General features: G+C 75.2%; 1 pseudogene. It reads left to right on the plus strand.

Annotated features, from left to right (window positions below):
• Positions 1–424: 424 nt before the first annotated feature.
• A pseudogene (locus AE652_RS42450) lies at positions 425–758 on the plus strand (hypothetical protein); the annotation flags it as partial.

Consider the following 758-nt stretch of genomic DNA (forward strand, 5'->3'; position numbering starts at 1 on the left):
TGGCGCAGCAGCGTCGCCGTACCGTCCGGGCGGGCGCAGCCGGGCCTTCGCCGTCGGTCCGACCGGGCTGGAGAGCCGGCCCGCGCGGCACCCCAGGCTGCGGACGCACACCCGCCGGATCGGCCGGTAGCCCGCCCGGCCGCCGCCCGCTCTCGTCCACCCTTCGCGGCCCGCCTCGGGCGCCTGCTCGAAGCCGACATTTGGTCAGATCATCTGATCGTCACCCGACCGGCGGAGCACTTTTCCAGGTGTGAAGCCTGCCGGAATTGAGAACATGAGCGTCATGTGACCGTTCTGTCACGTGATGGGATGATTCATCGGACTCCCCGCCACCACCGGGCCGCCGGGCCGTCGCCCGCCCGCCCCGATGCCGCGCACCGTCCGACGCCGTCCCCTCCGGACCCGTCAGAAGGGATGATGTCGCGTGGCTCGCAGGCTCCTGCCGACCCTCCTGTTGTCCCTCACCGCACTGCTCGGACTGCTTCCCGCCGCCCAGGCCGCCCCCGCGCTCGGCGAACCCGTCACCGGTGCACCGGCGGTCGGCCGGCCCACGGACGAGGAGCCGTACCCGACCACCGAGGAGATCGACCGGGCCCGGGCCGAGGCCGAGGGCAAGGCCTCCTCGGCCGCCGCCCTGGAGGCCGCCCTCACCGCCGCCCGGGCCGAGCTGGACCGGGCCGGGCGCACCGCCGAACAGGCCGTCGAGGCCTACAACGGCGCCCAGCTGGCCCTCGCCCGGGCCCGCGCCGAGGAGGCCG

The sequence above is a fragment of the Kitasatospora sp. MY 5-36 genome (assembly GCF_001182915.1).
Taxonomy (GTDB): domain Bacteria; phylum Actinomycetota; class Actinomycetes; order Streptomycetales; family Streptomycetaceae; genus Kitasatospora.